Raw genomic sequence first — 21,505 nt, 5'->3', positions numbered from 1 at the left:
TTCGAAAAGAGGATTTTCTATGCAAGTAACAGAACTCAATATTTACCCGATAAAATCCACTCAACCAACCCAAGTTTCGCAAGCCTTTGTTGAATCTAAGGGGCTAAATTTTGACCGTGAATTTATGATTACCGAATCAGATGGTAAATTTATTACCGCTCGCAAAGATTTGGAGCTATATCGTCTAACCGCTTTTCCGATTTCAACAGGGCTTGTGATTACGCATACAAGCGGTCAAAAATGTGTTGCACTTTATCAAGATTTCCTTGAAGAACAATCAAGCGAAGTATGGGGAACTCATTTTAATTCTAAGGTAGCAGATAAGCGTGTTAATCAATGGCTAAGTGAAATTTTAGGTAGAGAAGTGCAACTTCGTTGGTTGGGTAACCAAAGCCAACGTGTTGTCGAAAATTTTGCAGAAAACCCGCTTAGTTTTGCAGATAGCAACCCTGTTACGTTGATGTCATTAAAATCCCTTGAACAAGTGCAAGAATGGTCACCCATTCCTATCGAAATGGCTCGTTTTCGCCCAAATATTGTGATCGATGGCAATATCGCCTTTGAAGAAGAAAGCTGGGAAAAAATTCAAATTGGCGATGTATTGTTTACTAAATCGGCACTTTGTACTCGCTGTATTCTGATTACAAGAGATTTAAACTCATTCGAATTAGATCCTAAAGCTGAACCTTTTCGTACATTGAAACAACACCATTGTGATGAAAAAGGTAAACCTGTTTTCGGTATCCATCTTGTGCCACAAAGCAGCGGTGTGATTAGAGTAGGAGATAAGATTACCGTTAAATCTTAAGTATAAAAAAGCCCTTTCTACTGTAAAAGAAAGGGCTGGTAAATCTACTTTAAGAAGAGTGCTGCCGCACCTCGTGTACCACCTGAATCACCGTGAATGGCTTTTTTAATAACAGGCACTTTCGCTGAACGCATTAAATGTTTTGGCAGAGCTTTTGGCAGAGCATCGTAAATGTAATCGAAGTTTGATAAGCCACCGCCAAATACAATCATGTCTGGGTCTAAAATTGTAACCAGATTACTAATGCTAATTGCCATTAGCTCAATATATTTCTTGACAAATTCGACCACTTTCTGATCGTTATTGTAGAAACGTTCAATGATCTCTTTCGCAGAGATTTTCTCGCCCACTAAATCATTAAAAAGTAGCTCAAAGCCACGACCAGAAATATAAGTATCTAAGCAAGCCTGATTACCACAACCACATTCGTAAATTGGTGCTTTATCCCAACCTAATAATTTTAGTGCGTGATAATTTAGCTGGATATGCCCAACCTCGCCAGCCATACCAATTCTGCCTGAGTGAACTTTGCCATCAAACACAATGCCGCCACCAAAGCCTGTGCCGATAATTAAGCCAAGCACTGTTGAGAAAGATTGGTTATTTGCGTCCCAAGCTTCAGAAAGGGCAAAACAGTTAGCATCGTTTTCAGCACGCACTTCACGCCCTAAGTATTCGGCTAAATCTTTTAGAATGGTTTTACCGTCAGCTACTCGGATATTGGTAATTTCCGCAATGCCTGTTTCACGGTTTACAAAGCCAGGAATGCCTAAGCCGACAGTCCCTTTTTCGCCAAATTTTGCATCAGCAGTATCAACCAATGTCTTAATCGCTGTCAGCCAATCTTGATAATGGGTTTGTGGGGTTGGCACTCGTTCACTATGTAATTTTTCTAATTTCTCATTAAAAGCGGCTAATTCAATTTTTGTACCGCCAACATCTAAGCCGTAATAAATTGCCATAATTATGTTCTCTTATGAAATAAATTAAATGGGTTCTTCTTTTCCAACCAAGGTACAAACCAGACAAAGAGTGCTAAGTTTGTTACAAAGGCGAGTAAGCTACTAATAAATAAATCAATCGGGTAGTGCATACCTAATCTTAAACGGCTAACTAACATTAATGCCGCCCATACAACTGCAAAAATATGAGCAAAAATGACCGCTTGTCCTCGCATATTCAGGCAGAAACCAACCACTAAAAGCAACCAAGAAACGGCAAAGATAGTATGACCTGATGGGAAAGAGTAGCCTACTTCTTTCGCCTGATGAATTGTTACAAAGTTTTGTTGTGTACCGATTTTTTCATTAACGGCTAAGCCTCTTTGTTCACGGGTTAATTTATAGAAATCAACGGATTTATCCTCAAAAAGTGCAGAAACAAAAGGCCTAGGCTCTTGGAAGGTTGATTTCATTGCGGTTTTGATCGCTTGAGTTGCCACCATTGAAGCCACACAAACGGTAATCACAAAAAACAATGAATAACGCTTTCTGACTACCCACGCTAACAATAAGGTAAAAATCACACAAGTAGCGATGGCATAAGGCACAGAGCCTGTTTCAGTAATCAAAAATAAAAAGTAGTCAAAACCATATTCAGGGTATTGAATAGCTAAAGACCACTGCCAGTTTGCAAGCCAAGTAACAACTGGAATTAGTAACATCGCCAGCGTATAAAGAGAGAATTTTTTAAACATAAGAGTTCCGTTAAAAAACCGCTTGAAAAACAAGCGGTTATATTTTTGAAAAATTTTGCAAATTTAGATAGCTTTAGTCGCTTTTGGTAAAGTGATTTTCTTCTCTTCGCTTTGGCGGTAAAGCACTAGAATATGCCCGATGGTTTGCACTTCGGCAGCCTTTGTTTCACGCAAAATCGCATCAATAATGAGTTGTTTCGTTTCACGATCTGCACCTGCTACCTTTACTTTAATCAGTTCGTGGTGTTCTAATGCGTTATCGATTTCAGCTAGAACACCTTCGGTTAAGCCGTTACCGCCTAGCATTACAACAGGGCTTAAATGGTGTGCTAAACCTTTTAAATATTGCTTTTGTTTGGTTGTTAATTTAATTGACATTCTTTTATCCATTCATTTGGTTGTAAAATAAAATTTGGCGTAGAAAAAATAGCACAAAACCGCTCATTTTTAAAGTAAAATGAATGAATTACCGCAATAACAAAAAAAGGACAGGTTATGCCAACATTAAGTGTTGCAATGATTGTAAAAAACGAAGCTCAAGATTTGGCAGAGTGCTTAGACACCGTAAAAGGCTGGGTTGATGAAATTGTGATTTTAGATAGCGGCAGTACAGATGAAACAGCACAAATTGCCGCAGCCTATAACGCAAAATTTTATACCAATACCGATTGGCAAGGTTTTGGTAAACAACGCCAGCTTGCTCAACAATATGTAACAAGCGATTATGTGCTTTGGCTTGATGCCGATGAGCGAGTAACCGAAGAACTAAAGCAATCCATTTTACAAGCGGTCGAAAAAGACGAAAAAAATACGGTTTACAAAATTAGTCGCTTAAGTGAAGTCTTTGGCAAGCAAATTCGTCATTCGGGTTGGTATCCTGATTATGTGGTGAGATTATATAGAACGGATTTTGCTAAATATGGCGATGAATTAGTTCACGAAAAAGTCCATTATCCGAAAGAGGCAATCATCAATAAACTACAAGGTGATTTATTGCATTTTACCTACAAAGATATTCATCATTATTTAGTGAAATCTGCAAGCTATGCTAAAGCGTGGGCGGTTCAACGAGCGAATGCAGGGAAAACCGCTTCTTTGTTTGATGGCGTCACACACGCTATTGGCTGTTTTGTGAAAATGTATCTGCTAAAAGCAGGTTTTTTAGATGGGAAACAGGGCTTTTTATTGGCTGTACTTTCCGCACATTCTACTTTTGTAAAATATGCGGATTTGTGGAATCGTACAAGAAAAGCGTAATTTTGCTTGGTTAAATCCCCTCTGACTCAAAGAAAGAGGGGATTTATGATCTAAGCCCAGATTTTCCTTATAAAGGGAACAATAGTTTCCAGTGTGTTAGGGATTGAAATTAAGGTTAAATTCATCTGCGAGGCTTTATCAGATGGTGGGCAGAATGCAATGTGCTTATCAATATCATTAATCGGTTTCCAACGGCGAGGAATCGCAGAAAGACGGCTTGGGTAAAACCCAATCGTTGGAATATTCAATGCACCGCTAATATGCAGTGGCCCCGTTGAGCCTGCGATAAACAGATCAGCACAAGAAAGCGAGCGAGAGAAATCTTGCAACCCATCATTTTTATCATACGCCACCACATTTTGATGATTTACTTTTTCAGCTAAAGCATTTGCTTTTTCACTCTCGCCTTTTCCTGCCGTTAAAATCACATAGCAATCAAACTCCGCCAAAATACCTTGAATTAAATCAGCATATTGCTCAAGGGATAAATTATTGGCAGACCCACCTGTGGAGCTATGTACAAACAGCCATTTTTTAGCACTAGTAATATTTAGTTGCTCGCATAATTTTGCTTTTTGCGTTTGAATAGTTTTTTCATCAAATGTTAAATAAGGCGTACTAGGCTCTACAATGTTAGTTTTATGTTTAGTTAAAAATGCACGAGCTAAATCTAAATTATATTCTGACTCCGCTTTCGCTGATTGAGAACGGCGTTGCGTTAAGCGATGATTATATAAAAATTGGAATAATTTCGTTGCTGGCGCTAGACGATGCTTAATGCCACTTTGCCAAGTCAATTTTGCATTGTACCAATCTGATACAAAACAAATTACTGCATCAAACTGCTCATTTTTAACCGTTTGTAAAATACGGTTAAATTCATTTTTATCTTTCTTATTTGCTGTATCAATAATTACCTTATCAATAGAAGGACAAAGCTCTGCAAGTGGGGCGGTATAACTTGGCACAAGTGCAGTTATTTCCACTTCGGGCAAAGATTGCTTCAACATTGCAAATGCGGGAAAACAGACCATAAAATCGCCGATTTTGTCATTTCGGATCACAAGTAGTTTTTTCATTTTGATTTCTCTAGTTCAAACAGTTGAATAAATTATACTTTTTTATAGGTGATTTTTGAATGAATTGATTTTTCCAAATTATTGCTTAATCAACGGATACGGGTTTATCGCTCCACTTGGGGTATAAATACCATAATGTAAGTGAGGCGGAGTGCCTTTAGCATTACCGCTGTCGCCTACTGTGCCGATGATTTCGCCTTGTTCAATCCATTGATGACGAGAAATATTGCCATAATCTTCTAAATGGGCGTAATAATGTACGGTTCTGCCTGTCATTATTGAAACTACTTTACCGCCTAATTTGTTTGTACTAATTCTTACTACTAGTCCGCTCGTGGTACTACGAATTGGTGTTCCTCTCGGGGCAAAAATATCTACGCCTTCGTGCTTACGCCCGCCACTTCTGGGGCTATGCCAACTATCAATGAAACGTTGCCCTGCAACAGGGTTTGGCAAACTTTTTTCAGTTGGAATGCCTTGCTGTAATGTGGGTATCCATCGCAAATAATCATAGAGATAAGGAATTTTGAAGTGTTCAATACTGATAAAAACCATAAAAATCACGATAATCCCTATTAAGCATTTTTTAAACATATTGTTCTCTTAAAAAAATTAATATAACAAGCGGTTGTTTTTACTCGCTACTTCGGAACCATTGGCAAAGCCAACGTTTAAACGCAAGGCGTTTGTTACGGAAAATTTGCAAATCGTATGCACAAATTTTAGATGAAATTTTAACGGTTTTCAGCTAGAATATATGCCTTGAACGCATACGAAAGCGTTTGCGTTTAATTGTTTTTACTTTCAAAATGTATAGGAATTCGTATGTCAGCAACAATTTTAGAAGCTTTACCTTTAGGTCAGAAAGTTGGTATCGCATTTTCAGGCGGTTTAGATACTTCAGCAGCACTTTTATGGATGCGTAAAAAAGGGGCAGTGCCTTATGCTTACACCGCAAATTTAGGTCAGCCAGATGAAGATGACTATAATGCAATTCCGAAAAAAGCAATGGAATATGGTGCCGAAAATGCTCGTTTAATTGATTGCCGCCAACAATTAGCCCACGAAGGGATTGCAGCTATTCAATGTGGTGCATTCCATATTTCAACAGGTGGCATTCCTTATTTCAATACAACTCCGCTTGGTCGAGCGGTAACGGGTACAATGCTTGTTGCAGCAATGAAAGAAGATGATGTAAACATTTGGGGTGATGGTTCAACCTTTAAAGGTAATGATATCGAGCGTTTCTACCGTTATGGTTTATTAACTAACCCAAAATTAAAAATCTATAAACCGTGGTTAGACCAACTTTTCATTGATGAGCTTGGCGGTCGTTTAGAAATGTCAAAATTCTTAATTGAGAACGGCTTTGATTATAAAATGTCTGTTGAAAAAGCCTACTCAACCGACTCAAATATGCTAGGTGCAACGCACGAAGCGAAAGATTTAGAAGAATTAAGCACAGGAATGAAGATTGTTAAGCCAATTATGGGCGTAGCATTCTGGGACGAATCAGTTGAAATCAAACCAGAAACGGTTTCTGTTACCTTTGAAGAAGGTGTACCTGTTGCATTAAACGGTAAACGTATTGATGATGTAGTAGAGCTTATTATGGAAGCTAACCGTATCGGTGGCAGACACGGTTTAGGTATGTCAGATCAAATTGAAAACCGCATTATTGAAGCGAAATCTCGTGGTATTTATGAAGCACCGGGAATGGCGTTATTACACATCGCTTACGAGCGTTTAGTAACAGGTATTCATAACGAAGATACGATTGAACAATACCGCATCAACGGTTTACGTTTAGGTCGCTTATTATATCAAGGTCGTTGGTTTGACCCACAAGCCTTAATGCTACGTGAAACGGCTCAACGTTGGGTGGCAAAAGCGATCACAGGCACTGTAACCCTTGAGTTACGTCGTGGTAATGACTTCACTATTCTGAACACAGAATCGCCAAACTTAACTTACGAAGCAGAACGTTTAAGTATGGAAAAAGTGGAAGAGGCACCATTTACGCCAGCAGATCGTATCGGTCAATTAACAATGCGTAACTTGGATATTGTGGATACACGAGGCAAATTAGCAGTGTACACCGATGCTGGTTTATTAGCGGCTAACAATAGCGTAATTCCGCAATTAGGGAAAAATAGTTAGGTAAAAATAATACTTATATGAGTAGCACAGCCCCAAAGTTAAGGCTTTGGGGCTTTTGTTTTCAAAGATAAATACGATGAAACTAGTTGAAATTTTTACAGATGGTTCTTGTTTAGGCAATCCCGGTAAAGGGGGTATTGGCATTTTACTTCGCTATAACGGACACGAGAAAACCGTCAGCAAAGGTTATTTCCAAACCACCAATAACCGAATGGAATTGCGTGCCGTCATTGAGGCATTATCAATGCTGAAAGAGCCTTGCAAAGTGCAACTGAATAGTGATAGCCAATATATGAAAAATGGCATTCAGAAATGGATTTTTAATTGGAAAAAAAATGACTGGAAAACCAGTAATAAGAAACCCGTTAAAAATAAAGACTTATGGATTGCGTTAGATAAAGAAATTCAACGCCATCAAATTGAATGGGCTTGGGTGAAAGGGCATTCAGGGCATCGTGAAAATGAAATTTGTGATGAGCTTGCGAAAAACGGGGCAAATAATCCGACTTTAGATGATGTCGGCTATATTGTAGAATAGGCATTTTTTACAAGCGGTTATATTTACTTGCTACGCTAGCTCCTTCGGAACCGTTGGCAAAGCCAATGTTCAAACGCAAAGCGTTTGTTACGAAGAATTTGCAATCTGCAAAATTTTCAAAAAATCTTACCGCTTGTTATTTTGCGTAGATTATCATCTTTTAACAAAATAGGGCTACGCAAACGTTTTCTTTTTTTGTAGAATAGCAGGGCTTAAGCTCTTAAGGTTTTTTATGGTTGATTTAATTGTTATCGGAATCATTGCTTTTTCTGTATTGGTAAGTTTATGGCGAGGGTTTACTAATGAGGCGTTATCGCTATTGGGGTGGGTAATTGCTTTTTTTGTGGCAAGCTCGTTTTACCCTTATCTAAGTGGCTATTTCACGCAGATAAACTCAGTTTACCTGCAAAATTCAGAATTTTTACGCAATGGCTTAGCAGCAGCTATTTTATTCGTTTTAACCTTAATTATATGTGGCGTAATTAACGGCTTATTAGGCAAGGTGATTGACTTAAGTGGCTTGTCTGTTACCGACCGTATTTTAGGTGGTGCTTTTGGAGCATTACGCGGCATTTTAATTGTTTCGGCAATTTTATTTTTCTTAGATACCTTTACGCAAGCAAGCCAAACGGAATTATGGAAATCATCGTTATTAATTCCACATTTTGACTTTATTGTGAAATGGTTTTTTGAACAGTTACAAACAAATTCTACTTTTCTAAACTCGACTAAATAAAGAGGTTTTTCTATATGTGCGGCATTGTCGGTATTATTGGGAACTCGCCGGTTAATCAGGCGATTTATGATGGTTTAACATTACTTCAACACCGAGGACAAGATGCCGCAGGTATCGTTACCATAGATGACGAAAATCGTTTCCGCTTACGTAAGGCAAATGGCTTAGTAAGCGATGTATTCCAACAAGAACATATGTTGCGTTTACAAGGTAATGTGGGCATCGGACACGTTCGTTACCCAACGGCGGGTAGCTCAAGTGTATCAGAAGCGCAACCTTTCTATGTAAATTCGCCATTTGGTATTACGCTTGTGCATAATGGCAATTTAACCAATAATGCGGCTCTTAAAGAGCGTTTGTTTAATGAAGCTCGCCGTCACGTTAATACCAATTCAGATTCTGAATCTCTGCTTAATATTTTTGCTTATTTCTTAGATCTTTATTCAACTCAACATCTAAGCCCAGAAAATATTTTTGAAACGGTACGCAAAACCAATAATAGCATTCATGGGGCTTATGCCTGTATTGCAATGATTATCGGACATGGTATGGTTGCATTTCGTGATCCTTTCGGCATTCGTCCACTTGTATTAGGTAAACGTGAAGTTGAAGGCAAAACCGAATATATGTTTGCTTCAGAAAGTGTTGCATTAGATGTAGTAGGATTTGATTTCGTGCGAGATGTGTTACCGGGGGAAGCCATCTATATTACTTTTGATGGTGAATTACACTCCCAAATTTGTGCCGATAACCCCAAATTAAATCCTTGTATTTTTGAGTACGTTTACTTTGCCCGCCCTGATTCTGTGATTGATGGTGTTTCTGTTTATGCAGCTCGTGTGCATATGGGAGAGCTATTAGGCGAAAAAATCAAACGTGAGTGGGGGCGTATTGTTGATGATATTGATGTGGTTATCCCAATTCCAGAAACTTCAAACGATATTGCGGTGCGTATTGCAAATGTACTTTATAAGCCGTATAGACAAGGTTTTGTGAAAAACCGCTATGTAGCTCGCACCTTTATTATGCCCGGTCAAGCACAGCGTAAAAGCTCAGTTCGCCGTAAGCTCAATGCGATTGCCTCTGAGTTTAAAGGTAAAAGTGTGTTGTTAGTTGATGACTCTATTGTTCGAGGCACGACTTCTGAGCAGATTGTAGAAATGGCAAGAGCCGCTGGGGCAAAACGTGTTTATTTTGCATCAGCAGCTCCGGAAATTCGCTACCCAAATGTGTATGGCATTGATATGCCGACTTGTGAAGAATTAGTAGCTTATGATCGCTCGGTAGAAGAAGTAGCAGATATGATTAGCGTCGATAAACTGATTTTCCAGGATTTAGACGCACTTTATAAATCAATTCAAATAGAAAATCCAACCATTCACAATTTTGATGATTCCGTCTTTACGGGCGAATACATCACAGGCGATGTGGATAAATGCTATTTAGATGCGATTGCGAAATCTCGCAACGATAAAGCTAAGGTAAAAGCGGCAAAACAAGCTACAAACTTGGAAATCCATAATGAAAGATAAAAAGAAAACTCGCAGCCCAAGCTGCGAGTTTTTTTGGAATTAGACAAAATAGCTGCTAACCTTATTTGCAGAAAAGCCAAACTTGATCTGGTAATTAGTTCTAAAAAATCAGAGTTTCTTTAAGCAAAGAAGAATTTGAAATGGTGCCTGAGGTCGGACTCGAACCGACACGGTTATTCACCAACGGATTTTGAATCCGTCATGTCTACCAATTTCATCACTCAGGCTAGGAGTGCTTTTTACTCAATTGCCTGTATGTCCTATTAGTTTATACATAAGATTTTGATCCGCTGCGTCTACCAATTTAGCCACACTAGCTTAATTTTGCGAGATTATAGAAAAATATGACCGCTTGTGCAAGCGTAAAAAACACCTAAAAAATTGGTTGATTTAAAATTCAGCATTCGATTCATTTTTACAAAAATAGTTATACACATCATCTGTGGATAAGTAAGTGAACAACCCTGTTTATAAATATTTAACCTACTGATTTTTATATAATTAATTTTTAAAATTGGTAACGTTCAAAAAATACCCTACAAAAAATCCACTACTTGACTTCTTATTTTTCCTGTTTTTAGTTGGGTAATAATGATCTCTCCTGCCTTGATATCACTGCTTGAAGTGAGCATTTTTCCCTCTTCTGTTTGTGTGATTGAGTAGCCACGAGTGAGGATTTTCAATGGGCTTAGCCCTTCCAATTTAGTACAGAGTTCTTGGAAATATTGTTGCTCTTTAAGCATTGTTTTTTCGATTGCATAATTTAAGCGTTGAGAAAATTTTGCCAACACTGTTTGTTGTTGATTTACTTGGTAGGGAAGTGGGTTTCGCTCAAAACGCTGAATAACATTTTTCCATTGCTGTTGTTTTTTATTAAGTTTTTGCACTATTTGCCAGTGTAGTCTTTGTTCAATTTGAGCTAATCGTTGGCATTGGCGTTCTATCTGCTTTTGTGGGTGTTGGTTGGTTAAGCGTAAATTGAGTTCTTTCGTTTGCTGGGCTTTCTTAGAAAGTAATTTATAGATAGCCTGTTCGAGCCTATATTTAATATAGTCAAACTTTTGTTGGCGAGCTTGAATATGCTTCATTGGGTGTTGAGCATTTAGGCGTAAATTCAGCTGTTGGAAGCGAGTTATTTTTGCAGTCCAAAGTCTGTCAAAAGCTAAATTGACTTTATCAAATTGATGTTGTAATTGGCGTTTTAGCTCGTTTTGATCACGGCTAACCAATTCTGCCGCAGCCGAAGGGGTTGGCGCTCGCAAATCGGCAACAAAATCGGCAATGGTTACATCGGTTTCGTGCCCAACCGCACTGATAATCGGAATGTTGGAACGGTAAATCGCATAAGCCACAGCTTCTTCGTTAAAGCACCATAAATCCTCTAATGAGCCACCACCACGCCCAACAATCAGCACATCACATTCATTACGGTGATTGGCAAGTTCTATAGTATTCACAATATCTTGTGTGGCTTCTTTTCCTTGCACTAAGGTTGGGTAAATCATCACTTCTAAACTCGGATCTCGGCGTTGTAAAATATGCAGAATATCTTGTAATGCCGCCCCACTAGATGAAGTAATAATTCCAACCCGTTTTACAAATGGTGGAATAGGCTTCTTATGCTCTTGAGCAAATAGCCCTTGAGAGGCTAATTTCATTTTAAGCTCTTCAAATTGTTGTTGTAGCAAACCTTCTCCCGCTGGTTGCATACTTTCAATAATAAGCTGATAATCGCCTCTTGGTTCATACAAGGTTACACTTGCCCGAACTAAAACCTGCATACCATTTTGCGGACGAAAATTCACTCTCGCATTTTTCATCTTGAACATCGCTGCACGCACTTGGGCTTTGTCATCTTTTAAGGTGAGATACCAATGCCCTGAGACGGGTTGACTGAAATTAGAAATTTCGCCTGTGAGCCAAACTTGATTGAGCTCCATTTCAAGCAGATTGCGAACAGAATAATTTAGTTGGGTAACAGTTAAGATATTGCACATAATTCAAGAAGAAAATAAAGAAATTGATTTTAGTGTAGCGAGAAATCAAGGAGAGAGGAAGTATTTGTCAGAAACAAGCGGTCATTTTTTGAGAATTTTTTGCAAATTGCGAATAGCCAGATAAAGAAAAACCCTCGATAAAATCAAGGGTTTGAAATTTGGTTGCGGGGGCCGGATTTGAACCAACGACCTTCGGGTTATGAGCCCGACGAGCTACCAAGCTGCTCCACCCCGCGTCTGATGTGTATATAATATATCAATTTGGCATAATGACAAGTGAAATTATAAAAAATCATTCTAAGTGATTTAATTTAAAACAGCAATAGTATAAAAATTCGTTTGCTGTGTTAAAAAACAAACAAACTATATTCTTGTTTTATTTAAATAGCATTTTTGCTATGCTTCATCTTTTACATTTTATTAACGATGAAAGGATTTTCGATGAATTGGAAAGCATATAAAAAATCAATCGCTGCTACAACGGTGGCTTTAGTTGCCGGTATTTTGGTTGGTTGTTCTTCTACACCGAGTAAAAAGAGTGGCTCAACCTCTTATGATGCCGATAAGGCAAAATTTGGAGCGAAATATAGTGGTCGTCAATTTATGCCTTATGGTACACATTTTCAGAGTGGTCGTTTAAGTTTAAATGCTGCTCCTGTGAATCAGAACGATTTTTTACAACAGCTGTCTAATGTCAGAACTTATAGTAGTCGCTTAGCGAATACACACGCATTGTCTTATGGTAAAGTCAGCCGTTGGATTGCATCAGGTGCAAATATTAATGATCTTGCTCAATATGGAATCAGTACACGTTTAATGCGTGGCGAAGATGGTTATCAAAATGTATTAGTGACAGGTTATTATTCGCCTGTAATTAAAGCTCGCCGCACGCCACAGGGGCAATTCCAACACCCTATTTATGCAATGCCATCGAACAAACGTTTTTCTCGTGCAGAAATTTATGCAGGAGCATTGCGTGGTCAAGGTTTAGAACTCGCTTATAGTAATTCGATGCTCGATAACTTCTTATTAGGCGTGCAAGGCAGTGGCTATGTCGATTTTGGCGATGGCAACCTAAACTATTTTGCTTATGCAGGGCAAAACGGCTTTAAATATGCAAGTGTTGGGCGTTTATTAGTTGAAGATGGCGAAATTCCGAAAGAGAAAATGTCTGTTCAAGCCATTCGTGAATGGGGAGCTCGTAACCCTAGTCGTGTTCAAGGCTTGTTAGAGCGTAATCCATCTTATGTGTTCTTCCAAAACGATCCTTATGGCAAAGTAAAAGGTTCTGCAGGTGTGCCGTTAATTCCATTAGCTTCTGTGGCATCAGATCGTAGTATTGTACCTTCTGGTAGTGTGTTGTTGGTTGAAATGCCATTGATTGATAACAATGGTAACTGGACTGGCAGACACGAGATGCGTTTAATGGTTGCCCTTGATGTAGGTGGTGCAGTGAAAGGTCATCACTTCGATTTATATCAAGGCATTGGCGATAAAGCAGGACACGTTGCAGGTTTAATGAAGCACTACGGACGTGTTTGGGTTCTCAACTAATTTAAGCTGATAATATGTTAAAAAAAGCGTTAATAGCTCTCTTATTTAGTTAGTCTTTTACATTTGCAAATAATTCGGAAAATTCGCCCGCTTCTAACGAGCCGAAATATAAAATTTCCGAATTAGACGTTAAGATTTTAGTCCGTCAGCTAAATAATATTGAACAATGTATCTATCCTGCTCTAGCGAAGCCTGATTATCAGAAGATTTATGCCAACTGGAACATGGCTGAGCATTTAACAATGCAATATTTTGAGCAGCAAGTGTTAAATGAGTTATTGGGGCGAGAAAATTTTCTTGCGATGCAAAATGATAAAGCCTCAATGGAATATTTTCACCAGCAACATCATAAGTTCAATCATCAAGAGGCAAACGTAGATCAAGAGAAGTGTAATGCTTTTAAACCGACTTATCGAGAAATATACCAGCGTATGTAAAATGCCTTAGCAGAACAGCAGAGGAAAAAGCAATAACAAAAAACAGGCATAGTAGTAACTATTATGCCTATTTTGTTATAGGGGCTATCAGCCCCCTTCAGGAAGCATTATTTAGATAAAAAAATGACGATATTTTACTAGTTCTTCTTTAGTTAAACTAAACACACCCAACCCACCATTTTCAAATTCCAGCCAATTAAACGGCACACTTGGGAATTGTTCAATTAAATGCACCATACTATTGCCTACCTCGCACACTAATACGCCATTATCATTCAAATAATCGGCGGCTTGAGCTAGAATTCGTTTGGTTAAATCTAAGCCATCTTTGCCAGAACCGAGTGCTAATTCAGGCTCGTGATGAAACTCTTGTGGCATATCGCCTAAATCTTCTTCGTCCACATAAGGCGGATTCGTTACGATTAAATCATATTTATCTTGCGGAATATCGTTAAAGAGATCAGAGCTGATCGGGAAAACTCGGTGCGATACTTGATGACGTTCAATATTAATTTGAGCCACATCTAACGCATCAAGTGAAAGATCAACCGCATCAACTTCTGCTTCAGGAAAACGTTCTGCACAAGCAATGGCAATACAACCGCTGCCTGTACACATATCTAAAATGCGGCGAGGTTCGTTTTTAATAATACCTTTAAAGCCTTTTTTAATTAGCTCACCGATTGGTGAACGTGGCACTATTACTCGCTCGTCCACATAATATTCGCTGCCACAGAACCACGCTGAATGCGTTAAATAAGCCACAGGTTTGCGAGAGCCTAAACGCTCGCAAATTAAATGAATAACCCGCTCTTTTTCCGCTCGGGTTAATCGGGAAGAGTAAAGTACTTCCGGTACGTCAAAAGGCAGATAAAGCCCTGCTAACACCAATTGTTGAGCTTCGTCCCAAGCGTTATCATAGCCGTGTCCGTAGTAAAGATCAGAAGCATTGAAATAGCTATACGCCCAACGCATCATATCTTGAATAGTGGATAGATCATTTACAACAGGAAGAGCGGCAATTTCATCAAGGAGTTCGATATTATATTTAAACATTTTAAGTGCCTTTTACATAATTATAGAATTGCTGTTTTATACCATATTTTGCTTTGTGTTAGAATGTAAAAATCAATAAGAAGGAAAAGATTATGTCAGAGAAGATGTTAGAAGATGAATTTGCCTTATTTAGAGAGGCAACAAAAGGCACGAAAAAGATTGAGCAGAATACTTATGTCGCAAAATTAGAACCTCGTAAAAAATTACAGGAATTGCGGGAATTAAAAGAAAAAGCAGATATTGAGTTCTATTTTTCTGATGAATACGAGCCTTTGCTCAAAGAAGAAAATGAAAAAGTGAAATATCTACGTGAAGATGTTGATCCTTACATTTTAAAGCAGCTCAGACGGGGCGATTTTCAGCCAGAACTATTTTTGGATCTGCACGGTTTAACCAGAGAAAAAGCAAAGAAAGAGTTAGCCGCATTAATTCTAGCGTGTGAGCGTGAAAAAGTATTTTGTGCCAGCATTATGACAGGCTTTGGTACTCGAACGCTGAAAGATCAGATCCCTCGCTGGTTGGTTCAACACCCGAAAATTATGGCTTTATACCAAGCTCCAAAAGAGTGGGGTGGCGATGCGGCTATTCTGATTTTAGTTGAGCAACCCGAAAACCCTGAGAAAATGTTTGGGCGTTAAAATTAGAAAATTGCAAGTTTTGAGTAAAAAAGACCGCTTGTTATTGTTTTGTAAGTTTTTAAGGAGAAACAATGTCAGAACAAACTTTTCAACAACTCACAGCATTATTAGATTCACATTAGGCTCGTTATCGAGTGGTGGAGCATTCTTCTGCTGGGAAATCGGAAGAAGTGGCGAAAATTCGTGGCACGGAGCTAGGGCAAGGGGCAAAGGCATTAGTCTGCAAAGTAAAAGGAAATGGCATTAAACAGGCGGTGTTGGCAATATTACCTGCAGATTACCAAGCAGATTTAAGCAAAATTGCTGAACATCTTGGCGGAGCGAGAGCCTCGCTTGCAAGCCCTGCGGAAGTGGCAGAATTGACCGACTGTGTATTTGGGGCAATTCCGCCGTTTAGTTTTCATTCCGATTTATTGTTAGTGGCTGAGCCAAGTTTATTTGAACGCTATGATGAATTAGCCTTTAATGCAGGTACGTTGGAACGTTCCATTATTTTGAATACGGAAGATTACCAACGTATTGTCAATCCAACCTTAGTGAACTTTGCCAAAGATTAGGCATAAGTTGAAACTAAGGGGCAAAAAAATCAACAATTTTGCCGATAGAAATATCCATTAATTTCGGGTTAGAAAAGGCGTGATCAGCCCCCTCAATCGGAATAAGCTCAATCACATTATTATCGGCAAATTGCTGTGATGTGCTTAATGCCACCATTTCATCTTCCGTGCCGTGTAAAATTAACATTTGATCGGCATAGTCTAAGTAATCGTTTTGGGTAATATCCGCTTCGGCTAGTTCATCGAAAAAGGATTGGCTGATTTTCATTTGGCGGTCGAAGCCCCATAAAATTTCTCTCCCTTTAGCTAATTTCTGCCGTTCTTCTTCAGACATTCGGTTCATTAATGAGTGATAAATTTGTAGCGCAGGGGCTCGAAACGCTATTTTCTGAAACGGATTGCCTTTTTCATTTATATATTTCAGCGTTAAATAGCCACCGAAACTTGTGCCGTAAGCGTAGATATTTTTGGTTTTCAAGGTGGTTTTAACATACTGAATGACTAATTCAAGATAGGTTTGGCATTCAGCAACGGAAAGTTTTTTACGAGCATCATTGCCGTGGCAAGGGAAATCAAAGGCAAGAGCCGCATAGCCTTTATATTTTGAGGTTAAACGCTCGCCAAATTTAGTGTTTGATTTTAAATCTTTTGACGAACCGAAACCGTGCAGAATCAGCACCACATTTTCAATATTGTGAAGATCTTTTTCATAAAAAAGCTTACAGCGAATGCTAAAACCTTGTTCGTTAATATCAAAGAGCTTTTCCATTTTATTCAATCTCATACAGCTTGTGTGAAATTATTCTAGCATTTTTCTGTTACAAGCGGTCGGATCTCTCTACTTTTTTGCAAATTTTCAGCAAAATTTAACCGCTTGCTACTAGCGAAATGTTCATCATATTTATAGAATAAGGCGTTCATTTTTAAAAGGAGAGAACAAAAAATGTTACAACTGATTTTAGCTATTTTATGTAGTGTAACTGTTGGGGTGTTGATTAAAATTGCACGCCAAAAAGGTATTCGTATCGATCAAAGCATTGCGGTAAACTACATTGTAACCACATCAATGACGTTTTTATTACTCAAGCCTGATTTTCAGGGGCAATCTATTACCGATATTATTGCTAACAACCCATCGTCCTATATTTTTGTGATTTTAAGCATCACGCTCCCGACTATTTTCTTAGTGCAAGCAAAAGCATTGGAATTTGCAGGCATTATCCGAACCGATGCGGCACAGCGTTTATCATTATTCCTCCCAATTTTGGCGGCATTTACCATTTTTGGCGAACAAGTAACAAGCAATAAACTGATCGCTCTGTTATTGGCTTTTGCGGCATTAGGTTGTTTATTGTGGAAAGGCAATCAGGGTATGGAAAAGGGCGGCAAGATTGCGATTATCAGCCTTGCGCTTGTTTGGATTGGTTACGGCGTAAACGATATTTTATTCAAACAGATGGCAAAAACAGGCTCAGCATTCCCAGTTACCTTAGCCATTGCTTTTATTGGGGCAGGCTGTTTTATGTTTATCTATTTACTGCTAAAACGCACACAATGGCATATTCCAAGCGTATTAACTGGCTTGTTATTAGGTGTGCTGAATTTCGGTAATATTTTATTCTACATTCAAGCCCACCAAGCAATGAAAGATGACCCAACCTTAGTTTTCACTGGAATGAACTTAGGGGTAATCTGCTTAGGCACATTTGTTGGGGCGTTCTTCTTTAAAGAGAAAATCCACAAAGTGAACTATTTAGGTGTGGCGATAGCGATTGTAGCGATTATTTGCTTGTTTTATTGGCGGTAAATTTTATTGGGGGCGAACTAAGGTTCGCCCTTAATTTTAGCTAAAAATAATTGTAAAATTCTGAACAAATTTGACCGCTTGTAAGTCTTATAGGCATATATTCCAAAAAGGAACAAATAATGAAACTGAAAGCCTTATCAATATGTATCTTATCTAGTATTTTTACAGCCCAAACCTTTGCAAATACTGCGGAAAAGCCATCAGAGTCTCTCCCTTTTTTTAATAAAACTGAAACGGGTTATGATCTGAATTTTAACGCTCAAAACTACCATCCTGTTGAAGCAGAAGTAAATGGCGAGAAAATCCAATTCCGAGCTTTTGAACGAATTGTTTATGTGAGTAAGCCCATTGATCCTGAATATCAAACAATCAATATTTATGTGCCTGAAGCCTATTATAACGAGGGCGAGATCAACGGCTATAACGCGGCTACTGCCCCTATTTTCTTGCCAAATTCGGTAGGTGGTTATATGCCGGCTAAAGCTGCGAGCTATGATAAAAAAGGGCGTGATGATTCACCAAGTGCGATTTTGGTTGCCTTGTCTAAAGGCTATGTGGTGGCTAGTGTTGGGGCAAGAGGTCGTACATTACAAAAAGAGGGGAAATTTATCGGCAAAGCCCCTGCTGCGATTATCGATTTAAAATCAGCTGTGCGTTATTTGCACGCAAATGATGAAACAATGCCGGGTGATGCGAATAAAATTATCTCAAACGGCACTAGTGCAGGAGGGGCATTATCTGCCTTGCTAGGGGCTTCAGCCGATCATTTTGATTATGAGCCTTATTTCAACGAAATTGGGGCATTGAAAGCAAGTGATAAAATCTTTGCTGTGTCGGCTTATTCGCCAATTACTAACCTTGAAAATGCAGATATAGCGTATGAATGGCAGTTTAACGGCGTGAATGAGTTTAGCCGTATTGATATGAGCAAATTAAATTCAGCAGAGTTTAATGACCGCTCAAAGCCAAAACCAAAAATTGAAGGCTCGCTAAATGAGGCTGAAATCAAGCTCTCTAATGAGTTGGCAGAGCGTTTTCCTGTCTATCTCAATAGCTTAAACTTAGTAGATGAAGCAGGTAACTCATTAATTCTTGATTCAAAAGGCAATGGATCTTTCAAAGATTATTTAGCAAATGTAATTAAGCATTCGGCAAATAAAGCCTATAGCCAATTAGCGGAAAATAGCGAGGAACAAAAAGCCTTTCAAGACATTAGCTGGCTATCTTTTGAAGAGGGAAAAGTGAGCAAGGTTGATTGGTTCGGTTATGTATTTTCAGATAAACGAATGAAATCGCCACCTGCGTTTGATACGTTAAATGCCACATCGGGCGAAAATAATTTATTCGGTACGGCAACGGAAAATAATCGCCATTTTACGTTCTATAGTGCAGAACGATCATTAAATCAAAATATCAACTTAGCCGATCCGCAAATTGTGAAGCGAATGAACCCAATGTATTATGTAGATAATCCAAATGCCGCAGAACATTGGCGAATTCGAGTGGGCACGGCAGATCGTGATACCTCTCTTGCCATTTCAGCTATTTTAGCGATTAAACTCCAAATGGCAGGCAAAAATGTAAGCTATGAAACCCCGTGGGGTGTGCCACATTCGGGCGATTATGACTTAGACGAGCTATTCCAATGGGCAGATGAAATCGTTAAAGGTAAAAAGTAAAAAAATAGCGTAGAATAAGCAGATCGAAAGATCTGCTTTTTTATGGTTTGAAGATTATGCAAGTTAAAAAATTTAGTCAAAAATATGTAAATTGGGTGCTGAAACTCGGGCGGTTAAAAGCTTCTCTACTTGGCTTTTTTATTGTGGCGGTTTCTGCAATTTTAATTCAAAGTGGATTAACCTACCTATTCATCGGACAAGTTGTGGTGATGGATATTCTCCGTTCTATCGCATTTGGCTTGATTTCTGCTCCTTTTGTACTCTATTTTTTCACCCTTTTGGTCGAAAAGTTGGAACGCTCTCGTTTACGATTAGAAAAAGCAGTAAAAGATTTAGAAGAACTACGAGAACAAGACGCTTATCTCCACGCAAAATTAGAGAAAAATAACCGTGATAAAACCATTTTAATGGCAACCATCAGCCACGAGTTACGCACTCCACTAAATGGCATTATTGGCTTAAGCCAAATTTTGCTTGATGAACAACAAAGCGAAAAGCAACAAGAGTATCTAAAAACCATCAATATGAGTGCAACGACATTGGCTCATATTTTTGGCGATATTATCGACCTAGAAAAAATTGACAGCAGCCGTATTGAGCTGTTTAGAAAAGAGGTGGAATTTGAGCAACTCATTCAAGATATCGCCAATTTCGGTAACTTTATGGCGGGCAATAAAAATATTGAGTTTAAATTAACCTATCCGCCGAATTTACCTAAATATATTTACACAGACTATGCTCGCCTAAGCCAAATTTTATGGAATTTAATCAGTAATGCAGTAAAGTTTACCCCAACAAGCGGTCAAATTTTGCTAGAAATTTACCAATTAGAGAAAGAGCAATTTAGCTTTAGCGTGGCGGATTCAGGCATTGGTATTCCTGAAAAAGATCAACGCAAAATTTTTGATATGTTCTACCAAGCTGAAAACTCGAAAGAGAAAAAAGCACAAGGAAGCGGCATTGGTTTATCGGTTTCAAAACGGATTGCGAAGCTGATGGGCGGCGATTTAACGGTAAAAAGCCAAGAAAATCAAGGCTCAACCTTTACTTTAACCATTCAAGCGGAAAGCACAGAAACCAAGCCCGAATTAGCTATTCAAAAGCACGGATTAAAAGTGCTTTTAGTTGAAGATATTGAAATGAATGTGGTGGTTGCTCAAGCAATGTTGGAAAAAGTCGGCTGTGAGGTTGATGTTGCAATGACGGGAGCAGAGGCTTTTAAACGTTTTGAGCAAAATAGCTACGACCTAATTTTATTAGATATTCAGCTCCCAGATATGACGGGTTTTGATATTGCACAAACATTAAGAAGCCGTTATGAAAATGAGGAAATAGAGTATCTACCACTACTTATTGCCCTAACGGCGAATGTTATTCAGAGCCAACAAGATTACCAAGCACAGGGTATGGACGATGTACTTCGTAAGCCTTTATCTTTAGAGGCGTTAGTGAATTGCCTAAATCATCACTTTGATAATCACTTTTTACAAAAAAGTGAAGAAAAACAACCGCTTGTATTAGAAAATACTGAAAATTTACCTTATAACATCACAATACTAAATGAATTAATTGAGGTAATGGGAAAAGAGAATATGCTTGCCAATATGACGTTATTTGCGGATTTAATGCCAACTTATTTGGAAAATTTACAGCGTTATCTAACCGATTGGCAAATAACCAATTCTCCCGAAAGCCGTAAATTAACGGCTGATGAAGCTCATAAAATCAAAGGAGCATTAGCTTCTGTTGGGTTACATCAACTACAACAAATCGCTCAGCTTGCTCAATCTGATAATGGCGAGCAGTGGGCACAAAATATTGCACATTGGGTGGAAATGATTTATTCCAAATGGCAGATGGATTTACAATTAGCTAAGGAATATGTATCCAGCCATTAAGTAGGTTTAGCTAAATTTGAAATGCTATGATGGCACAAGTGTCCGCTTGTGCCATTTTTTATATATAAGCACAAGC

20 protein-coding genes, 2 tRNA genes and 1 pseudogene are annotated in these 21,505 nt (G+C 38.6%); 13 read left to right on the top strand and 10 right to left on the bottom strand.

Translation table 11 applies throughout. From position 1 onward, the window contains the following. The first annotated feature begins 19 nt into the window (after window positions 1–19). Complete coding sequence (locus ACERCG_RS04215; protein ID WP_373610821.1) at window positions 20–808, top strand: MOSC domain-containing protein; 789 nt, start codon at window positions 20–22, stop codon at window positions 806–808. A 44-nt stretch (window positions 809–852) separates the two neighbouring features. Here ACERCG_RS04215 and nagK read toward each other — a convergent pair whose 3' ends face one another. From nagK to yhbY, 3 genes are all read right to left on the bottom strand, one after another. Continuing rightward, the gene (gene nagK, locus ACERCG_RS04210; protein WP_373610820.1) at window positions 853–1,770 is read right to left on the bottom strand and encodes an N-acetylglucosamine kinase; all 918 of its coding nucleotides are present in this window, start codon (window positions 1,768–1,770) and stop codon (window positions 853–855) included. A 2-nt stretch (window positions 1,771–1,772) separates the two neighbouring features. Beyond that, complete coding sequence (locus tag ACERCG_RS04205; protein WP_373610819.1) at window positions 1,773–2,504, bottom strand: phosphatase PAP2 family protein; 732 nt, start codon at window positions 2,502–2,504, stop codon at window positions 1,773–1,775. Between the two features lie 63 nt (window positions 2,505–2,567). After that, window positions 2,568–2,882, bottom strand: a complete 315-nt coding sequence (gene yhbY, locus ACERCG_RS04200) for a ribosome assembly RNA-binding protein YhbY (protein WP_373610818.1) — start codon at window positions 2,880–2,882, stop codon at window positions 2,568–2,570. A 117-nt stretch (window positions 2,883–2,999) separates the two neighbouring features. On the opposite strand from yhbY, the gene ACERCG_RS04195 reads away from it, so the two are divergent. Next, window positions 3,000–3,761, top strand: a complete 762-nt coding sequence (locus ACERCG_RS04195) for a glycosyltransferase family 2 protein (RefSeq protein WP_373610817.1) — start codon at window positions 3,000–3,002, stop codon at window positions 3,759–3,761. Window positions 3,762–3,811: 50 nt separating this feature from the next. Here ACERCG_RS04195 and ACERCG_RS04190 read toward each other — a convergent pair whose 3' ends face one another. Then, window positions 3,812–4,840 carry a glycosyltransferase family 9 protein gene (locus tag ACERCG_RS04190; protein WP_373610816.1) on the bottom strand — a complete coding sequence of 343 codons (1,029 nt, stop codon included), beginning with the start codon at window positions 4,838–4,840 and terminating at the stop codon, window positions 3,812–3,814. 78 nt (window positions 4,841–4,918) lie between these two features. Further along, a complete protein-coding gene (locus ACERCG_RS04185; RefSeq protein ID WP_373610815.1) occupies window positions 4,919–5,434 on the bottom strand; it encodes a M23 family metallopeptidase in 516 nt (171 codons plus the stop codon). A 231-nt stretch (window positions 5,435–5,665) separates the two neighbouring features. Between ACERCG_RS04185 and argG the strand changes: the two genes are divergently transcribed. The 4 genes from argG to purF all read left to right on the top strand — a co-directional run bounded on the left by argG (window position 5,666) and on the right by purF (window position 9,806). Further along, window positions 5,666–7,000, top strand: coding sequence for an argininosuccinate synthase (gene argG, locus ACERCG_RS04180; RefSeq protein WP_373610814.1), 1,335 nt, complete (start codon window positions 5,666–5,668; stop codon window positions 6,998–7,000). Between the two features lie 76 nt (window positions 7,001–7,076). Beyond that, window positions 7,077–7,538, top strand: coding sequence for a ribonuclease HI (gene rnhA / locus ACERCG_RS04175; protein WP_373610813.1), 462 nt, complete (start codon window positions 7,077–7,079; stop codon window positions 7,536–7,538). 232 nt (window positions 7,539–7,770) lie between these two features. Then, window positions 7,771–8,274 (top strand): CvpA family protein, encoded by a 504-nt coding sequence (locus tag ACERCG_RS04170; RefSeq protein ID WP_373610812.1) that lies wholly within the window; start codon window positions 7,771–7,773, stop codon window positions 8,272–8,274. Window positions 8,275–8,288: 14 nt separating this feature from the next. Continuing rightward, a complete protein-coding gene (gene purF, locus ACERCG_RS04165; protein ID WP_373610811.1) occupies window positions 8,289–9,806 on the top strand; it encodes an amidophosphoribosyltransferase in 1,518 nt (505 codons plus the stop codon). A 141-nt stretch (window positions 9,807–9,947) separates the two neighbouring features. Here purF and ACERCG_RS04160 read toward each other — a convergent pair. The 3 genes from ACERCG_RS04160 to ACERCG_RS04150 form a co-directional block, all read right to left on the bottom strand. Then, a tRNA-Leu gene (locus ACERCG_RS04160) sits at window positions 9,948–10,033 on the bottom strand. Window positions 10,034–10,342: 309 nt separating this feature from the next. Then, window positions 10,343–11,803, bottom strand: a complete 1,461-nt coding sequence (gene xseA / locus ACERCG_RS04155) for an exodeoxyribonuclease VII large subunit (protein ID WP_373610810.1) — start codon at window positions 11,801–11,803, stop codon at window positions 10,343–10,345. A 159-nt stretch (window positions 11,804–11,962) separates the two neighbouring features. Continuing rightward, window positions 11,963–12,039: transfer RNA gene (locus ACERCG_RS04150), tRNA-Met, on the bottom strand. Between the two features lie 205 nt (window positions 12,040–12,244). Between ACERCG_RS04150 and mltA the strand changes: the two genes are divergently transcribed. Together mltA and ACERCG_RS04140 are read left to right on the top strand one after the other, a co-directional pair. Continuing rightward, entirely contained in the window at window positions 12,245–13,357 is a 1,113-nt protein-coding gene (gene mltA / locus ACERCG_RS04145) for a murein transglycosylase A (RefSeq protein ID WP_373610809.1), read from the top strand. Window positions 13,358–13,470: 113 nt separating this feature from the next. After that, a complete protein-coding gene (locus tag ACERCG_RS04140; protein WP_373610885.1) occupies window positions 13,471–13,794 on the top strand; it encodes a DUF5358 family protein in 324 nt (107 codons plus the stop codon). A 111-nt stretch (window positions 13,795–13,905) separates the two neighbouring features. Here ACERCG_RS04140 and prmB read toward each other — a convergent pair whose 3' ends face one another. Next, window positions 13,906–14,850, bottom strand: a complete 945-nt coding sequence (gene prmB, locus ACERCG_RS04135; RefSeq protein WP_373610808.1) for a 50S ribosomal protein L3 N(5)-glutamine methyltransferase — start codon at window positions 14,848–14,850, stop codon at window positions 13,906–13,908. A gap of 104 nt (window positions 14,851–14,954) precedes the next feature. Between prmB and smrB the strand changes: the two genes are divergently transcribed. Then, window positions 14,955–15,488, top strand: a complete 534-nt coding sequence (smrB, locus tag ACERCG_RS04130) for an endonuclease SmrB (RefSeq protein WP_373610884.1) — start codon at window positions 14,955–14,957, stop codon at window positions 15,486–15,488. 71 nt (window positions 15,489–15,559) lie between these two features. After that, window positions 15,560–16,045: pseudogene (locus ACERCG_RS04125) on the top strand (YbaK/prolyl-tRNA synthetase associated domain-containing protein). 13 nt (window positions 16,046–16,058) lie between these two features. Here ACERCG_RS04125 and ACERCG_RS04120 read toward each other — a convergent pair. Then, window positions 16,059–16,814: an alpha/beta hydrolase gene (locus tag ACERCG_RS04120; RefSeq protein ID WP_373610807.1), complete on the bottom strand. Its 756-nt coding sequence runs from the start codon at window positions 16,812–16,814 to the stop codon at window positions 16,059–16,061. A gap of 174 nt (window positions 16,815–16,988) precedes the next feature. On the opposite strand from ACERCG_RS04120, the gene ACERCG_RS04115 reads away from it, so the two are divergent. From ACERCG_RS04115 to ACERCG_RS04105, 3 genes are all read left to right on the top strand, one after another. Next, on the top strand, window positions 16,989–17,852 hold the full coding sequence (locus ACERCG_RS04115) for an EamA/RhaT family transporter (protein ID WP_373610806.1): 864 nt from the start codon (window positions 16,989–16,991) through the stop codon (window positions 17,850–17,852). A gap of 119 nt (window positions 17,853–17,971) precedes the next feature. Beyond that, window positions 17,972–19,531 (top strand): subtype B tannase, encoded by a 1,560-nt coding sequence (locus ACERCG_RS04110; RefSeq protein WP_373610805.1) that lies wholly within the window; start codon window positions 17,972–17,974, stop codon window positions 19,529–19,531. Window positions 19,532–19,587: 56 nt separating this feature from the next. Continuing rightward, window positions 19,588–21,429: an ATP-binding protein gene (locus ACERCG_RS04105; protein WP_373610804.1), complete on the top strand. Its 1,842-nt coding sequence runs from the start codon at window positions 19,588–19,590 to the stop codon at window positions 21,427–21,429. The last annotated feature ends 76 nt before the right edge of the window (window positions 21,430–21,505 follow it).

The organism is Mannheimia sp. E30BD (genome assembly GCF_041807785.1).
In the GTDB taxonomy this organism is placed as follows: domain Bacteria; phylum Pseudomonadota; class Gammaproteobacteria; order Enterobacterales; family Pasteurellaceae; genus Mannheimia.
This window is presented reverse-complemented; position numbering and strand designations above follow the sequence as displayed.